Source organism: Limosilactobacillus mucosae (genome assembly GCF_013423865.1).
GTDB classification, from domain to species: Bacteria; Bacillota; Bacilli; order Lactobacillales; family Lactobacillaceae; genus Limosilactobacillus; species Limosilactobacillus mucosae.
Genome location: NZ_CP058954.1, coordinates 1041516 through 1058192, shown reverse-complemented (window position 1 = coordinate 1058192; position 16677 = coordinate 1041516). Strand labels below are relative to the sequence as shown.

The following is a 16677-nucleotide window of genomic DNA, read 5'->3' as shown; positions in this document are numbered from 1 at the left end:
AGACATTCTGAACAGGAGAGGATTGCTTTGAAAAAAATTGAAGGACACATTCATTTGATTCGAGCAATGGCCGGCTCTAAAGGACAAGGGCGCTTGAGTCCATTGGGCAATGGCTATGCGATCTGGGACGATGGTGAAATCATTCATCTGTTGCCTGAGGGATGGGGCGACGATGATTTTCGCGTGGAAAAATATCTCCCCATTATGGAAGCAGAAGATATCGAAAAGGCCGTTATACTGCAAGGGACACTGAACGGCTATCAAAACTATTACACTTATCAAGTCATCAAACGCTATCCGGATCGCTTTATCGGCGCGTTTGCCGTGGATCCATTCGCTGAGCGGGCGATGGCAATCGTTAAGCGGCACGTTGAAGAACTGGGCTTTCGGGCCATCAAGTTTGAGATCAGTCAAGGCGGCGGTTTGCATGGCTTTCACACGCCTTTCCGCTTAGATAGTGACGTCCGGGTTGGGCAGATTATGCATTATCTGGCTGACTATCCGGGTTTTGTTGTAACCGTTGATTATGGTGACGATACTCAGACCAGCTATCAGCCCGAAGCCATCGTTAATCTGGCCAAGCGCTACCCCAAAATGGATTTTGTCGTTTGTCATCTGTCATTTCCCAACGCTGATCATCTGGAACGCTTGGCAAACGTCTTGCAGCAGTTTGCGCCGCTGAAAAATATCTATTTGGACGTTTCAGCAATCCAAGATATCGATGGAGAAAAGCCGGCTGACTTTCCTTATCCGCGTTGTCAAAAAACGGTCGCACTGGCCAAGCAGATCGTTGGAGCACAGCGTTTGATCTGGGGGACTGACTCACCATGGTCGGCAACGTTTAATACCTATCATCAACTGGCTACTTGGCTGGAGAATACCGATCTGTTCACTGCTGACGAGTTGGCTGACGTTATGTACAATAATGCCAATCGGGTCTACTTTAAAGCCGCCAACGTTGCTGCTGCCCAAGCCGCTGAAGATCCAGTCGCTGCTCGGTTTAAAAAATCGCACTAAATAAAACGCGCTACCGGACTGTTGAGCCGATAGCGCGTTTCTTTTAGTTATGGATAATAAGCAGCTTGCTGATTTTTGACCGTCAATTATTTAGTCAATGCTCTGGCTGATTGACGCTCCATAGCGGTTTTTCGCCATTCAAAACGCGAACGACCTCACTGGCGGCATCAACGGCCATGCGATCCATACATTCCTTGGTGTTGCCGGCACAATGCGGCGTCAGCAAGACATTGGGCGTGCTGAACCAGGGATCGTCTTTGGGCAGCGGTTCTTGATCAAAGACGTCAACGGCAGCAGCGGCAATCGAACCGGTTTTAAGCGCTGTCTGCATTGCTGCTTGATCAACCAGAGCAGCCCGGCCAAAGTTAAGCAGGACGGCCGAATCTTTCATCATGTCGAACTCGCGCTGGCCGACGCTTCTGGTAGTTTCTGGCGTGACCCGCATGTTAAGCGAAATGATGTCAGCCTCCTTAAAGACCGTGTCGCGATCAACCATTTCGGCATTTCCGTCTGAACGATTGGATGGCGTGTAGGCAATAATCTTCATGTCAAAGGCACTGGCTTTTTTGGCAATCATGCGGCCGATGCGACCATAGCCGACAATTCCCAGCGTTTTACCGGCCAGATCAAACCCTTGATGAGCAAATGTCCATCCCCAGTCACCCTGGCGCAGGTGCTCAGTGGTGGGGACCAGATTTTTGGAGATTGCCATCATGGCTGCCAGAGTTGATTCCGCAACCGTTGAGGCATTGGCATTTTTAGCGATGGTTACCCAAACGCCTCGTTTAGCCCAGAACTCAGGATCAATATTGTCATAGCCAACGCCATGGCGAGCAATGACTTTTAATTTCGGCAGCTGATCGGCTAAGGTGTTGGGAAATGGTTCCGTCATCAGAATAATGCCATCTGCGTCCGTGGCTTCCTTAACCAGGGCAGCGGCGCTTTGACTTTTGGTCTCGATCAGTTCAAAACCGCGGCTGGTCAGATAATCCTTGCCAGCCTGCGACATAATGCTTGGTACGGCAACTTTCATTCTCTCTCTCACTCTTTTCTTGGTTAAGGTGGTTAGAATCAAATATCAGCGGCCAAGTACAGCCGTTGTTTGCGTAAATCTTAAAGAAGATCGCCTTAAAAGTCAATTTTTGATTTACGCTGTTAGTGCGGGGCTCAGCTGATAATGATCTGTCTAAAAGCAATTTAAAAGACTTTACAAAAACAATACTCAAAAACTGAATGAATCTTTACAAAGCCTAGTTAGACTGATTAATGTTGAGAAAGCTTTTAGCGGTCTCACAATCCATTCAGGTTCTCTCTAAACTGCAGGTCTCGCTGTCAATGGTGGGGCTTTTTATTTTTTCCAAACAAAAAACCGTCGCTGCTTTTGGGGAACAACGGCGATTAAGCTGATTGAGACATGAATTTAAAGTATCAGCGGCATGGCACTGTCTAAAGCCATCACCGCATCATAGATATTATCACGATCGGTTCTGGTATAGGCATGTTTTTTCAATTTCTCATCGACTAATTGACGAAAATTTTTAGCTTGCTCCAAAAATTTGACGTATTGTGCGGCATTTTCAACCTCACTGGTATGGTACATAAATTCATTCATTGTATTGACGTTGCGCTGAAAAGCATCCAGATGAGCCCAGAGCCGTTCCTTGACGCCGGTTGACTTCATGGCATCAACGAACAGCCGCTGCACGTTGACGGCTTCTTGATAGGCCAGGCGCATGTAGTCGCGAATATAGTTTTCCGTCATGATCTGCCTCCGTATAGATGATCTTATTTTCATGATAGCAGTTTTTGGCGAATAATGGTCTAAATCAGATGGAAAAACGATCAATTAAGTTTGAAACAGCTGTATTGAAAGGCAAGCTAGCGTTTGAACGTCAATTTGAATAGATTTTATCCAAGATATTTGTTGTCAGCTATGTTAAGCCTGGCTGAATTCAGTTAAAATTGGTATATGTATATTTATTTTTAGTAAAAGGTCGGATCGGTTTGAAGTATCAGAAAAGATTTGTAGATAAAGCAATCTTAATGGCACTGCAGGATCTGGGTGGTTCAGCCAGTCGCGAAATGATTCGTAAAACGATTGCTGAAAATCAGTATGACGGGCTGCGCTATGAGGATGTTTATGCAAGCAAGGATGAGAACCACCATACGCCATTTATGGAGGATTTTACCGCTGCGATTCAAGATCTGTATGAGTTTGGCTATATTGAGCAGCCCCGAGTCGGCGAGGATATCGTCACAACGGATCTGGGAAGACGGCAAAATCTGGCTGACTATGAAACTAAGCATGACTCAAAGCGGCATTCTCATCAGCAGCCTAAACAGACGACACTCACGCGAGCTTCTGAGGCACAGGATCTGCAAAACGCGGATTGGAAAGCGGATTTGCTTAAGTGTTTGATGCAGTTTAGTCCAGCCAAGTTTGAAAGTTTTTCGCGGCTGCTGATTTCCAAGATGGGCGTCCGATTGGATAAAGAGCGCGGCATTAAACTGACAGGCGATCATGGCATTGATGGGTTCGGTTATTTTATGGCGGATGATTTTCGCACCAGCCGGGTCGCCATTCAATGCAAACGCTATGGCAAGCAGCCGGTTTCGGAACCAGAAATTGACAAGTTTAAAGGCGTAATGGCAAGTTTTAACGCGGATTATGGCATCTTTATCACAACCAGTCATTTTACCGCTCAGGCCGAGTTCAAGGCTTATCAAGGCAGCAATACGGTTACTTTGATCGATGGTCAGCAGTTGGCAGAATTAGTTGAAAAATATCAGCTGCATATTAAGCCGGTTAAGATATATGTACTTGACGACTACTATTATCAATTCAAATAAAAAGGCATCTCATCGCTGAGACGCCTCGAAAAAATGATTCTTGCAGCAACTGGTTTAATCGTTGCCGTTGGAATCAGTCAACAAGAAAATTTAATAGTAAAGCTTGTTGACGCCTTGATTATAGCATTAATGGCAATTCGAAAACAGTTTGGCTAAATCAGTTACAATAAAAGAATTGGGGGAATGAATATGGGATTATTTTCTAGTCATAATCAACCAAAAATGAATCCTGATCAATGGTACTTCCCATATGGTCAAGATCTGCAGATGGCATCAGGATCCAACGCGTCCTTAGAAATGTTTCGCGACCAGCCATTGGATTCACTGGCTCGCGAGATATGTCAAAATTCGCTTGATGCAGCAGCCAGCCGAGAGCCAGTAAAAGTCGCATTTCAATATTTTGATCTGCCTACTGAACAGCTGCCAAACGTCAATCAATTGCGCGACGATATCCTGCCAGCAGCGCAAAAAGAATGGTCTCATGAGAAAAAGACGCAGCAGATGCTTAAACGGATGGCAGAAACGCTGAGCCAGCCAACGATTCCGGTATTAAAAATCAGTGACTATCAAACGACGGGGCTTCTGAGTAAAAACTGGCAGTCGCTGATTGAACAGGCGGGGTCGTCAATCAAAAAAGACGATTCTTCAGCCGGCTCATTTGGAATCGGCAAAGGAGCGCCGTTTGCCGTCAGTGATCTGCGAATGGTTGGCTATAACTCGCTGGCAGCTGACGGGCATCGTTCAATCTGCGTGATGAAATTCGTTTCCTATAAGCTACGAGAGGCCAAACAGAATATTACTCAAGGTACCGGTTATTTTGGTGCGTGTGGCAAACAGCCTTTTGATACCGATCTACCGTTTGATAAAAAACATCCTCGTCAAGAAACGGGTACAGATATTTATGTTCTGGGCTTTAACCATAGTCTGTTGAGTGATTGGCAGACGCAGATCAAGCATTCAATCGTTGACAACTTCCTATTCTCGCTTTATAAGAATCGACTGGTGGTTGAAGTAGATGGTGAAACGATTGATTATCCGGCTGCCAAGATGATTTTAGATGACCTGCAAAAAGATAAGCGGCTGGCTAAGAAGTATCGAGACGCCTTTTGTTATCTCAACGTTTTGGAAGATCCCGACCACTGTGAGTTTTCACTTCAAGGATTGACACACTATGGGGTACCGGATGGCGATGCAATACTGCTGACTTCGAACTGCTCACAGGCTAATAATCGCCGAGTACTGATGACACGTGAAGTCGGGATGAAAATCTACGAACAGAATCGAATCAGTTCCACGCTTCAATTTTCGGGTATTTTTTGGGCCAATGGTGAAAAAATCAATCAGCTGTTAAAGGAACTGGAAAATCCCAATCACGACAAATGGTCTGAAAAGCGAGCCGCTAATCCAAAGAAAATGGGTGAGTTTTTAAGAAGCATTCGTCGTTTTATCAGTACCACGATTAAAAACCAATACGAGCAAAAGATTGAAGAACAGGTTGATGCGTTTGGCGTGAGCAGCTTTTTACCGGATGATCTAAATGCTTTTAAAGGTGCCAAGGCTCAGCTGAAACAAAAGGGCAGCAATCGTCCTAAAGTTAAGCTAGAGGCTCAGCCACAGACCAGCGATCAAAGTCCAGTACGCGCTAGTGAGACTGAGTTTAGCGATGATCTGGATGAATTTGGCGCGACTGGCGTTCAGGATGGTGAAACCAGCAGATCGGGATATGATGATGGTGAAAGCGGCGGCATTGGTGGTTCAAACGATGCCTCGTTTGGTGATCAGCCCGGCAGTCATGCTCCCGATAAAGGCAGTGATCAGTACACTAAGATCAATGTAAAACGGCAGCTGATCGGTAATGTTACCTATCGTTGTATTGAAGCCGACTATCATCAAGGCCGCTATAATCTGCTGATCAATCCCGGCCAGCCGCTTGACCAGGTACGAATCGGAATCAATGTAGTGGGCGACTCAGGCAATAAAGACATTGTACATGTAAAAGCCGCTTCCTTGGATGGCACGCCACTGGGAACCAGCTTTAACAGTGTTTATCTTGACCAGCTGGCAAAAGGACAGTGGCATCGGATTGAAATGATTTTGAATCGGAACTCGCGCTTGAAACTGGAGGTGGAAGTCTATGCGCATTGTGAATAGCATCTATCCTTACCCAGTTCTGTCGATTAACGACCCAGATTACCAGGCAGATTCAAGCTTTGTTGTGCATTACCGCCTTGAGGATGCGACGCCATTTAAAAATGCGGTCTTGTATGCTGACTTTGAGCTGCATGATCAAGTGCTGAACGAACAGATTGAACTGGATAAGGCTGGTTTTTATCTGCATATTGAAAATTCACGGGCAGCTTTTCGACGGCTGATTCCTGTTGAACCAGGCAAAACAAAGATTTCATTCGAGATTGATCCGCGTTACTTGCGTCAAAAAGTAGAAATTACTGGTTTTTTATTAGCTAAAGATACGATCATCGGCTTACGCAATGCCACCGTAAATCCTGATCTGTACGGGCCGGGTTATGTCTTTCCTGATTTGGAGCCGGGTGACCCTCTGGCGGTATCATTTACGATCAACCTGGACGTATCAGATATTGACAGTTTTCAAAACATTTCTTCGATTATTAAGGTAACCTCGCATAAGGACAAAGAAATGAAAGTCAATAATGATGGGGATGTCGTTTATATCTATCTGCCAGAAAAAATCTATCAGCAATATGTTCGGGATCAAGACCTTCCCAATACTTCCTTAAGTATCGTGATCATGCCAGCCTTACTGCAGTTGCTGAATTTTATGGCCCAGCCGGGAGCTGAAGAATTGTCGGACAAACGTTGGTATCAGGTGATTGAAAAGAAGATGCAGGCTAATGATTTTGAAGTTGAGGATCTGTACAAAGATCCCAGCCTATCGCTGAAAGTAGCGCAGATTCTACTGGAAATGCCGTTGGATCGTGCGTTTGACGAAATAGAAAGGTTGACGACGGATGAAGACTAAGCTGCGGACGTGTACGAATGAATTTTTGGAAGTTTTTAAACGTGATTTTGATGAAAAATACCTGGATCTTTATCGCAATCTGGATCGAGCAGCCATCCAAAAACTTTTTGAAAATGATGAGATATACGAGATCAATCATGAGTTTGAATATCAGCTGCTGAAACCAGGCGACGAGGTCCATAACACGATTGCTGTCTACAGTGCGCTGAATTGGCTGACGCCGGTGCAGGCCACCCAGGAAGAAATGTGGTTTACAATGCTTAACACGGTATACCTTGATTATTTATTGGCCAGTCTCAAACAGGTAGCCAACCATCAAAATTTCGATCAGCATATCAAAAACTATCTTTTCTTTTATGGCAGCACCATTCGCGCTCAGTTAACGCAACGGCTGTCAAAGTACTGGTGGGTAGGTAAGCGCCTGTATGATGAGCAGAATGCGGATACGGATCCTTACTGGCTGATTCGTTTCTTTTGCGAGCTGGATCTGTCTGGTAAGGCAATTAGTTTCTTTGCTAGCAAGCTGACGAACAACCAAGATATCGCGCTGGGAATCGTGGAAGGCATCTACGCCCGACGCGACAGGGTAAAAAACGTCAAAGAAACCTATTCCTATATCAATAAGCACTTTAACATGATCGGTGGCGTTAAGGTATTGGACATTATGACGCGTGCCCAGGTTAAGCAGGAAACAATGGACTTTATCGATTACTTCACTGCCAACCCGCATACCTTGCCAGTCAAGAATCGTCAAATCATAATCTAAACTTTAACTTCGGTTTGACTGAACTTGAGCTACGCCAGAACGTCTAACCAGCGAATTGTTAATTAAGTGCAGCAAGACGTTCAGATTAAAAACAGACAAAAATCTCTGCCAAGTGATGGCAAAAACGACTTAGCTGATCTTAAAACAGCTGCCAGTCATATGAATATCAACAAATAAAACCCGTTGCCAAGCATTTTGCTTAGTAACGGGTTTTTGATCAGCGCGCCTTGGCCAGACTTTGGCAAACCGTGGTCGTTTCTTTTTCAACCAGCGGCAGAATGTCCATTGCCATGCAGTCGTCAATATGCAGCTTGATTTGGTAATCGCGGTCATTAGGGAAGAAAGCATGATCTTGAACGTAGACGATCGCGCTTTGTACGGAATCCAAATGCCGCCGCTCGATTACTTCCGACAGTTCAACTGCCAGAAGTTCGATCATTTTTTGATTGTGGTGATATTTGAAAAAGCTGCGCAAAGTCACGTTTCATGCCTCCTAAAATTTATTAAAGCGAAGATGCTTTTTTCGATTGCTCACGAGATAGTATTTTAGCTGAATAGATCTAAAAATCAAGCCTTTTACCACGAAAAAATTATTATATTTTGATGGGAATCTGAATTGCGAAAAATCATTGATAGATCAAGGTTTCTGCGCTTTTCAAAGCAAATTTTAAAAATTAAATTTGGGGATTTGAAGTCGCTAGGTAAAATGTTATACTAGTTTTACGAATGAAAACGCTTTATCGAATGGAAAGGCAGGAAAATTTATGACGAAAAAAATTATCCTCGATTGTGATCCTGGTCATGACGATGCTTTGGCAATGACGCTGGCGGTGGCCTCGCCTAAAATAGAGCTGCTGGCCGTTACGACTTCAGCTGGCAATCAAACGCCAGACAAGACACTCAACAACGCCATGCGGATGCTTAAGCTGTTGGGCAGAGAGGATATTCCAGTTGCTGGCGGGAACCGAACGCCTTTGGTCAAGCCATTAGAAACAGCCGGTGAAGTGCATGGTGAAAGCGGTCTGGACGGTTATCCACTACCGGAACCGGATTTTCAGCCGGTTGAGCTGACCGCGATCGAGCTGATTGCCAAAACGCTTAAAGAGAGCGCAACGCCGGTAACGCTGGTAGTCACTGGACCAATGACCAACGCGGCGCTGTTTTTGCGGGTCTACCCTGAACTGGCCAAGGCAAAAATTGATCAGATCGTCTACATGGGTGGTGCCATGGGACTTGGCAACTGGCAGCCCAGCGTGGAATTCAACATCTTCGTTGATCCCGAGGCGGCTAAGATCGTCATGAATTTCGGGATTCCATTGGTGATGGCACCATTAAACGTTACGCATCAGGCGCAGATTTTGAAACCAGAAATTGAGGCGCTGCGGCAGATTAAAAATCCAGTTGGCCAGGCATTTTATGGTCTGCTAAGCTTTTTTGAGCGTTATCATGAAAATCCAAAGTGGGGCTTTCAAGGAGCACCGCTGCACGATCCTTGCACGATTGCCTGGCTGATTGAACCAGAGATGTTCCAAACCGAAAAAATGAACGTCGATGTTGAAACGACCGGTGAGCTGACGCGTGGCGAAACGGTCTGCGACTACTATGAGCTGACCGGCAAGCCGCAGAACACCGAGGTCATGCTGGGAATCAATCGGCAGCGTTTTATTGAGCTGATTATGGAAGCACTGCATAGCTTTGATTAATTGTTAATGGAGCTGGGATTGGCTAAAGCCGGTCCCAGTTTTATTTTTTTGAAAAAATATAAGTCAGCGGTGCAGATTAATGAAGTATTCAATCAGTCGCGAAGATAAACGTTTATCAATAAATTAGTCTGGACGCAGCCATCTGACAACCGGTTGATATTAAGCTCAATGGTGTTAAGATGAGACCGTTAACAAGTTGTAAACGTTTACGATTGAGTTTGGAATTTTGCCAGATTTTGACTGATTTAAGCCAATATCAATCGGAAAGAAGGAACTTATTCATGACTAATCCACATTCACATTCAGCACATTCCATTACCAGCGAAAAATTCATCAGCTGGCTGGGGCGCTTTGCCAGCGTAATCGCAATTCTCATGTACATTTCCTACATTGCTCAGATCATTAATAATCTGCACGGCCAGTATGGCTCACCGGTACAGCCATTTGTCGCCGGTATCAACTGTACGCTGTGGAGTATTTATGCGTACTTTAAAGAAGATCGGGACTGGCCGGTTTTTGGGGCCAACTTCCCTGGGATCTTCTTCAGCTTTGCAACATGCCTGACTAGTTTTACCTGGTAATAAAACATTGATTCCTAAAGTTTTAGATGAGCTTTAGGAATTTTTTGTTGACAGCTTATTTTTTGTAAGTTATCATACAGTTACTAACTTTTTCAAAGGAGAAATCAGCAATGGCAAACTTCAATTCATTAACCAACCATTCATGTTGCAGCGGACCGCGCTTAGGCTGTCCGCTTATTGCCGTTGCTCAGCTGATTGGCTGAAAACGGCCGGATCAGCATCAAGCGCAGCCTGGTCAATCCCGACTGCGCCTTTTTTATTGCATTTGAAACATTTAACATAGGAGGGATATGATGTGGCATACGATTCAAAGCTCGCTGCCAGAACTGTTGGCGGCCGGCTTTAAATACACGATTCCGTTAGCCCTGGTATCTTTTTTCTGGGGACTGCTGATCGCGCTTTTCGTAGCATTGATTCGTTTATCCAGACAAAATGGCGCGTTTAAGATCTTAAAGGGAATCGCAGTCTTTTATGTCTGGCTGTTTCGTTCAACGCCATTATTGGTCCAGCTGTTCATTGTCTTTTTCGGTCTGCCGCATTTGGTTATACCAGGAGTCTTTCCTGACGGCGTGCAGCTCAAGCCGTTTACCGCTGGGGTGATTACGTTCTCACTTAATACTGGTGCCTACGCCTCAGAAACGATTCGGGCGGCGATTGCTTCCGTTCCCAAAGGCCAATGGGAGGCGGCCGAAGCAATTGGCATGACCAGACTGCAGGTGCTTTGGCGCATCATTTTGCCCCAGGCATTGCGAGTCGCGCTGCCGCCGCTGGCCAACTCATTTATCAGTCTGGTCAAGGATACCTCGCTGGCAGCTTCAATTACGATTGCCGAAATGTTTTCGGTGGCACAGCAGATCACGGCTGAAAACTACGAGCCGCTTTTGATGTACATTATCGTGGCTTTGATCTATGCCCTGTTTACGACCGTTTTATCGCGTCTGCAGGCCTGGATGGAAAAATCCCTGGCCAAGACCGCGCCTGTTCAATAGGAGGTTTTAATGAAACTCGCTAAGATTAACAAATGGTTTGGCGAAAAGCACGTTTTAAAAGATGTCAGCTTAGAGTTTCCAGCGGGGCAGACAACGGTTTTGGTCGGCCCTTCTGGATCGGGCAAGTCAACGATCCTGCGCTCGCTGAATCTGTTGGAGTAGCCTGATCGCGGCACCTATGATTTCGATGAGCTGCATTTGAACTTTACAAAGAGCGTCACCCGCAAGCAAAAACTGCTGCTGCGGCAGAAAACGGGCATGGTTTTTCAAGACTACAACCTGTTTCCGCATCTGACGGTTCTGCAAAACGTTACGGAAGGTCCCATCCGCGTGCTTAAGCAGTCTAAAGAAGCTGCCAATCAGGAAGCGCTGGAAATATTGAGCAAGGTCGGCCTGCGTGATTTTGCCGATGCCTATCCCGCGCAGCTTTCTGGTGGGCAGGCGCAGCGAGTGGCAATTGCCCGCGCATTGGCCATGAAGCCGGAATACGTTTTATTGGATGAGCCGACTTCAGCACTTGACCCGGAACTGGAATTAGAGGTTTTGCGCGTGCTGCTTAAGCTGGCTCAGGAAAATCAATCGTTGATCATCGTAACGCACAATATGGTCTTTGCCAGACGCGTTGCCGATAAGATCGTTTTTGTCGAGGATGGCACGATCAAATATGATGGCGATCCGGCAGCTTTTTTTGCGCCGGATAATCCTGATGAGCGGATTCGCCACTTTATTGCGGCCATGACAATGGAAGAACTGGAAATCTAAAAGAAAAGAATAAGGGGAAAACAACATGAAGATTTTTAAGAAGATTGCCTTAATGACTGCTGCACTGGCATTGGGAACCGTGATTGGCACGACGATCGGCCATGCTGACTCGGTCAAGTCCGAGCTGAAAACGCCTGATACGCTGACGATCGGTCTGGAAGGTACCTACGCGCCGTTTTCATATCGTAAGGACGGCAAGCTGCAGGGTTTTGAAGTTGAGCTGGGCAAGGCCGTTGCGAAAAAAATGGGCTTAAAGGCCAAGTTCGTGCCAACCAAGTGGGACTCTTTGATTGCCGGATTAGGCGCTAAGAAGTTTGACGTGGTCATGAACAACATTGCGCAAACGCCTGAACGCGAAAAGAAGTACCTTTTCTCTGATCCCTACATTTCATCGCACTTTGTCATGATCGTTAAAGAAAACAGCTCGCTTAAGACGCTTAAGTCCATCAAAGGCCACAAGTTTGCCGTGGGTGTGGGAACCAACAACGCTACGCTGGTTAAAAAATATGGCGGAATTACGGTTGACGACAGCGACTTTGCCAGCGGACTGGACATGATCAAGCAAGGCCGGGTTGAAGGGATGATCAATAGTCGCGAGGCTTGGTACGTTTATGCTAAAAAGCACAGCACCAAGGGACTCAAGATGATTGACGTTTCCAGCGAAGCCAAGCCGGTCAAGGTTGCGGCAATGTTTAACAAAAACTCATCGGCGCTGCAAAAGCAATACAATCAGGCACTGCATGAACTGCAAAAAGATGGAACGCTCCAAAAGCTTTCCCAAAAGTACTTTGGCGCTGACATCACCAAGTAGCCGCTAAAACATGATCTGGAGTTATCTGGATCATGTTTTTTTGATGTTATATTTTCAATGACTTTAAGACGGCTTAAAATCAAAATCTTGTTAAGCGTCTCACTAAATCAGCCAGAGATTGTGGTATATTAAGTTACTGGATGAGCAAGATTAAGGAGTGAACTTATGGGAGCACTGGCTTTTTTGATTGCAGAACGGGTGGGATTGATTATCCTGCTGGCCTTTATTCTGGTCAACATTCGGCCGTTTCGGCGGCTGCTTTTAGATGCCACGCCGGCCAATCTATTTAAATTGGCGCTGATTTTTTCAGCCTTTGCAATTATTTCTAATTTATTGGGGATTGAGATCGATCCTGACAATCATATTATGCGCGAAACTATTTTATGGCACGTCACTCCTGGCTATTCAGTGGCCAATGTCCGCATTCTGGCCGTAACGGTAGCCGGGATCGTTGGCGGACCGGGAGTTGGCGGACTGACGGGTCTGGTTGCCGGAACTCATCGGATGATGCAGGAAAGTTGGTCGGTTGATGCGTGGTTCTACATTGTCAGCTCGACTTTGATTGGGATTTTGTCTGGAATGCTGTATCGCAAAAATCGGCGTCGTTTTGTCGTGATGCCGCCATGGCAAGGCTTTTTGATCAGTCTGGTGATGGAGTCGATTCAGATGATCTTTGTCGGTTTGTTTAGTCCGACGCATCTGAAACTGGTGAACTTTATCGCACTGCCGATGATTGTTATCAGCTCAACGGGGACGGCTTTTTTCTTGATGATTCTATCTTTATATTTTCGTCAAGAAGTTGACACCCGTGCCGTTCAGACTCGTTCGGTAATGAAGCTGGCGGTCAAGACGCTGCCGGCATTTCGCCATGGCCTGCAGGCGGAATCGGCCAAGCAGGTGGCCAGTCTGATTTTGGAGTATACTGACTTTGACGCGGTCGGAATTGGCAATAATGAAAAAACACTGGCCTTTGTTGGAGCTGGCAGCGACCATCATTATCATGACATGCCAAAAGTCGATGTACCACGGTTTGCCAAGCAGGCGCTGCAGTATCGACAGACGCAGCTGGCCTATAATACTGCGCAGATTGGCTGTCGTGATGACCACTGTCCTTTACAGGCGGGGATGGCGATTCCCCTGACGTTGGGCAGCCGCGTGCTGGGCGTTTTGACGCTGTATTTTAAGGAAAACTGGCAGCTGACCCCCGTCGAGATTCAAACCGGTGAGGGACTGGGCGAGATTTTGGCCACGCAGATCGTATTAGGTGAAAAAGAACGCCAGACCGGACTGCTTAGGGATGCTGAGCTTAAATCGCTGCAGGCTCAGATCAGTCCCCACTTTTTCTTTAATTCGATCAATACGATTATTGCCATCTCGCGGTTTGACAGTGAAAAGGCACGGTTTCTGCTACGGGAGCTCAGTACGTTTTTCCGATCGAATCTGCTGGGCGCCAATCAATCCAAGATTCCGCTCAAACAAGAGGAAGCACATGTTAAGGCCTATCTGAACCTGGAACAGACGCGCTTTCCTGATAAGTATGACGTTGAATTCTACAGCAGCGTGGATGATCAGGTGCTGGTTCCGCCATTTGCCATTCAAGTCTTGGTAGAAAACGCGATTCATCACGCCTTTGGCAATCGCAAGACCGGCAATATCATCAACATTTGGATCACCAAATCAGGCAAGTATCTGGAAATACGGGTTGCTGATAACGGCGAGGGAATTGATCAGGCGGTCATCGGCAAACTGGGTAAGGAGAAAATCGCTTCCGAACAAGGGAGTGGTACGGCTATGCAAAATCTGAATGCGCGGTTGAAAGGTCTTTATGGCGACAGTGCTAAGATGCAGATCGTAACCGGCAAGACGGGGACTTCCATCTCGCTTTTAATACCTTATGCACAAACTAGACAGGATCTTAATACGGAAGGAGCATCCATATAATGAAAGTACTGATTGTCGATGATGAACCTCTGGCCAGAAATGAACTGCACTATCTATTAAATGAAAATGCGTTGGTCAATCAGATCGATGAAGCGGATGGGGTGATGACGGCTGATCAAAAAGTCAATGCCGAGCATCCCGATCTGGTCTTTTTGGACATCAAACTAGATGATGGCAACGGCATGGCACTGGCTAGACGCTGGAAAAAGCTGCCCCAGCCGCCAGCGATTGTTTTCGCGACCGCTTATGACAATTACGCGATCGATGCTTTTAATGAAGCGGCCGTTGACTATGTCTTAAAGCCATTTGACCCGGATCGAATCAACGAAGCCGTTGCCAGAGTCGCCAAGTTTTTGGGCAATAAGGAACAGTTAGAAGATGTTGCGGAACAGACTGCCTGGCAGAATCCGCGGCTGTCGATTACGATTGATGACAAGACGATGGTGATTCAAAAACGCGATGTGATGTATATTGAGACCCAAGGCGGATACACGCATCTGCATCTTAGAAACGATAAGCTCTTGATCGGTCGGCAGACGCTAACCAGTATTGCTCAACTTTTGGATCCGAAGCATTTTTTGCGGATTCATCGTGGTTTTATCGTTAATCTGGATGAAATTGACGAAATGCAGCCAAGTTTTAATCATACCTACGAGCTAACGTTAAAAGATGGCAGTAAAATCCCAGTCAGCAGGTCATATGTGGCTAAAACCAAGAAGGCAATCGGACTGCAGTAACTTGAATTGTCTAATATTTACACAAGCATTGAATGTCAAGATAATGCATTCAGTGCTTTTTATTTTGTCAAAAAAGAGCACTCAGGGCATCTCAGTGGCTGATAAAGGCATTTCATCGTCAAATTCGGTCAATCAATGTGAAAACCAACACAAAACCAATAAGATTAACTACAATGCATTGTGTAATCGATATCAAAGATGGCCATCTTAAATAAGATTAACTGCAATTATTTTATTGATATTTTCGGATTGATTTGAGGGAAGGAAAAACCATGGATAAGAAGGAAAAACAAGCGCCAGCTAAGGAAGAAAAAAAGGCAGCGCCAATTCTGGTACAAATGGGCATTTTTGCCGCTATTCTGTTTGTCTCACAGCTGATTTCAGATTTATTCCCAGCTAGTTTCGTAGTACCAACGCCACTGATTGGGATGGTATTGCTCTACATTCTGTTGGCAGCTCATATCGTTAAACTGGAGCAGGTTGAAAAGTTTGGCGACTTTATGATCAGTTTGATTGCCTTTCTGTTCGTTCCATCTGGCGTTCAGCTCTGTGGCAGTCTAGGACTGATGAAGCGTGAAGGTCTTCAGGATATCTGCGTCATCATCATCTCCACGATTATCCTGCTGGTCGTAATTGCTTACGTGGGCAACTTCTTTGTTAAGCTGCATGAACGCTTGGCACATAAGCAGTCAAACACAGCGTCAAGCTCAAATGAAAGTCACGCGGGCACGCAGCATATGGCTCACTAAGCCGTGTACGAGAAAAGGGAGGATTAAAAATGTTTAGTCAATCAATGGTATTGCCTTATACCGGTATCTTAATCTCACTGGCTGGTTATCTTTTAGGGATGTGGCTGTTTAAGATCAGTCATGGGTTCTTCTTGTTTACGCCGCTTTTGGTCGGGATGGTCTTTGGAATTGCAGTTTTGGCAATCTGGGCCAAGGGCATCGGATCTACGACGGCTGCCGTCTACACTAAGTACTACCTGCCAGGCGGAAACATCATCTTCTGGTTCTTAAACCCGGCTACGGTTGCGTTTGCTATTCCGCTGTATCGTCGAAATGATATTTTCAAGAAGTACTGGCTTGATATTGTTTTGACGCTGTTTGTCGGTGGCTTTATCTCCTTGTTTGGGATTCAACTGGTTTCCAAGCTGTTTGGTCTGTCGCGGGTTTCCACGGCTGCCATGCTGCCACAGGCTGCTACGACTGCTGTTGCCATGCCAATTGCCAAGGGGGTTGGCGGTGATCCTGCCGTTACGGCGATGGCCTGCATCTTAAACGCTGTTATCATCTACGCCCTGGCCAACTTCTTGATCAAGGTCTTCCGCTTGAAGAAGATTTCCAAGGTTGGTACTGGTCTGGGTCTGGGTTCTGCTGGTCACACGGTTGGTTCTGCCAAGGCCCTGCAATTAGGTTCGATTGAAGGGGCCATGGCTTCGGTTGCCGTGGTAATCGTTTCGTTGGCAATGGACATTCTGGTTCCAATCTACGTCAACCTGTTCATGAAATAATTAACAAAG

Annotated in this window: 16 protein-coding genes and 1 pseudogene; 14 read left to right on the top strand and 3 right to left on the bottom strand. The window is 46.0% G+C overall.

Annotated features, from left to right (window positions below):
- Positions 1 to 27: 27 nt before the first annotated feature.
- Complete coding sequence (locus tag H0G69_RS05085; RefSeq protein WP_180304291.1) at positions 28 to 1017, top strand: amidohydrolase family protein; 990 nt, start codon at positions 28 to 30, stop codon at positions 1015 to 1017.
- Positions 1018 to 1111: 94 nt separating this feature from the next.
- Here H0G69_RS05085 and H0G69_RS05080 read toward each other — a convergent pair whose 3' ends face one another.
- Positions 1112 to 2050: a phosphoglycerate dehydrogenase gene (locus tag H0G69_RS05080; protein WP_180304290.1), complete on the bottom strand. Its 939-nt coding sequence runs from the start codon at positions 2048 to 2050 to the stop codon at positions 1112 to 1114.
- Positions 2051 to 2437: 387 nt separating this feature from the next.
- Complete coding sequence (locus tag H0G69_RS05075; RefSeq protein WP_180304289.1) at positions 2438 to 2779, bottom strand: hypothetical protein; 342 nt, start codon at positions 2777 to 2779, stop codon at positions 2438 to 2440.
- A 242-nt stretch (positions 2780 to 3021) separates the two neighbouring features.
- Here H0G69_RS05075 and H0G69_RS05070 point away from each other — a divergent pair, with 242 nt between their 5' ends.
- From H0G69_RS05070 to H0G69_RS05055, 4 genes are all read left to right on the top strand, one after another.
- Positions 3022 to 3867, top strand: coding sequence for a restriction endonuclease (locus H0G69_RS05070; protein WP_240164309.1), 846 nt, complete (start codon positions 3022 to 3024; stop codon positions 3865 to 3867).
- A 189-nt stretch (positions 3868 to 4056) separates the two neighbouring features.
- The gene (locus tag H0G69_RS05065; RefSeq protein ID WP_180304288.1) at positions 4057 to 6018 is read left to right on the top strand and encodes a hypothetical protein; all 1962 of its coding nucleotides are present in this window, start codon (positions 4057 to 4059) and stop codon (positions 6016 to 6018) included.
- The gene (locus H0G69_RS05060; protein WP_180304287.1) at positions 6002 to 6865 is read left to right on the top strand and encodes a hypothetical protein; all 864 of its coding nucleotides are present in this window, start codon (positions 6002 to 6004) and stop codon (positions 6863 to 6865) included. The genes H0G69_RS05065 and H0G69_RS05060 overlap by 17 nt, the downstream gene beginning before the upstream one ends.
- On the top strand, positions 6855 to 7631 hold the full coding sequence (locus H0G69_RS05055) for a DUF6339 family protein (protein WP_240164308.1): 777 nt from the start codon (positions 6855 to 6857) through the stop codon (positions 7629 to 7631). The genes H0G69_RS05060 and H0G69_RS05055 overlap by 11 nt, the downstream gene beginning before the upstream one ends.
- 217 nt (positions 7632 to 7848) lie before the next feature.
- Here H0G69_RS05055 and H0G69_RS05050 read toward each other — a convergent pair whose 3' ends face one another.
- Entirely contained in the window at positions 7849 to 8112 is a 264-nt protein-coding gene (locus tag H0G69_RS05050; protein ID WP_006499829.1) for a hypothetical protein, read from the bottom strand.
- Positions 8113 to 8395: 283 nt separating this feature from the next.
- On the opposite strand from H0G69_RS05050, the gene rihA reads away from it, so the two are divergent.
- The 9 genes and pseudogenes from rihA (at position 8396) to H0G69_RS05005 (ending at position 16668) form a co-directional block, all read left to right on the top strand.
- Positions 8396 to 9334: a pyrimidine-specific ribonucleoside hydrolase RihA gene (rihA, locus tag H0G69_RS05045; RefSeq protein ID WP_180304286.1), complete on the top strand. Its 939-nt coding sequence runs from the start codon at positions 8396 to 8398 to the stop codon at positions 9332 to 9334.
- Between the two features lie 281 nt (positions 9335 to 9615).
- Positions 9616 to 9915, top strand: a complete 300-nt coding sequence (locus tag H0G69_RS05040) for a hypothetical protein (protein ID WP_180304285.1) — start codon at positions 9616 to 9618, stop codon at positions 9913 to 9915.
- A 293-nt stretch (positions 9916 to 10208) separates the two neighbouring features.
- On the top strand, positions 10209 to 10904 hold the full coding sequence (locus H0G69_RS05035) for an amino acid ABC transporter permease (protein ID WP_180304284.1): 696 nt from the start codon (positions 10209 to 10211) through the stop codon (positions 10902 to 10904).
- A gap of 9 nt (positions 10905 to 10913) precedes the next feature.
- Positions 10914 to 11666: pseudogene (locus tag H0G69_RS05030) on the top strand (amino acid ABC transporter ATP-binding protein).
- Positions 11667 to 11691: 25 nt separating this feature from the next.
- Complete coding sequence (locus H0G69_RS05025; protein ID WP_180304283.1) at positions 11692 to 12477, top strand: transporter substrate-binding domain-containing protein; 786 nt, start codon at positions 11692 to 11694, stop codon at positions 12475 to 12477.
- A gap of 165 nt (positions 12478 to 12642) precedes the next feature.
- Positions 12643 to 14418 carry a LytS/YhcK type 5TM receptor domain-containing protein gene (locus tag H0G69_RS05020; RefSeq protein WP_180304282.1) on the top strand — a complete coding sequence of 592 codons (1776 nt, stop codon included), beginning with the start codon at positions 12643 to 12645 and terminating at the stop codon, positions 14416 to 14418.
- Entirely contained in the window at positions 14418 to 15155 is a 738-nt protein-coding gene (locus H0G69_RS05015; protein ID WP_180304281.1) for a LytR/AlgR family response regulator transcription factor, read from the top strand. The genes H0G69_RS05020 and H0G69_RS05015 overlap by 1 nt, the downstream gene beginning before the upstream one ends.
- Positions 15156 to 15427: 272 nt before the next feature.
- Positions 15428 to 15904, top strand: a complete 477-nt coding sequence (locus H0G69_RS05010; protein WP_180304280.1) for a CidA/LrgA family protein — start codon at positions 15428 to 15430, stop codon at positions 15902 to 15904.
- 29 nt (positions 15905 to 15933) lie between these two features.
- Positions 15934 to 16668, top strand: a complete 735-nt coding sequence (locus tag H0G69_RS05005) for an LrgB family protein (protein WP_033935544.1) — start codon at positions 15934 to 15936, stop codon at positions 16666 to 16668.
- Positions 16669 to 16677 lie beyond the last annotated feature (9 nt).